This is a genomic window from Microbacterium sp. JB110 (assembly GCF_003335195.1).
Lineage (GTDB): Bacteria > Actinomycetota > Actinomycetes > Actinomycetales > Microbacteriaceae > Microbacterium.
This window is the reverse complement of record NZ_QPGM01000019.1, coordinates 1-346: the sequence shown is the minus strand read 5'-3', so window position 1 is coordinate 346 and position 346 is coordinate 1. Positions and strand designations below refer to the sequence as shown.

Below are 346 nucleotides of genomic sequence, written 5' to 3'. Positions count from 1 at the left end.
CTTATATTTTGGATCGTAACCACCAACGTCTAAGGTGGGGTCCGTCTCTGCAAAACCTAGTTCTTGTGCCTTTTTCAAAGCCACATCGTAGCTTTGATTTTCATTGAATATTTTTGAAAGAATATAATTAGAAGATCCGTTGAATATTCCGCTGATAGAATGGAGCAATTCGTTGTCATAATATTCTTCAAGATTTCGAATAATGGGGATACTTCCACACACGGCTCCTTCGTATAGTAAACTCGTTCCGAATTCTTGCTGGATATTAACGAGTTCTTCGAGATGAGTGGCAATCATCTTTTTGTTTGCTGAAACAACATTTTTCCCCGATTGTAATGCCTTCTTT

Annotated in this window: 1 pseudogene; it reads right to left on the bottom strand. The window is 37.9% G+C overall.

Annotated elements, in window-relative coordinates:
* Positions 1-346: pseudogene (locus CIK77_RS17415) on the bottom strand (homoserine dehydrogenase); the annotation flags it as partial.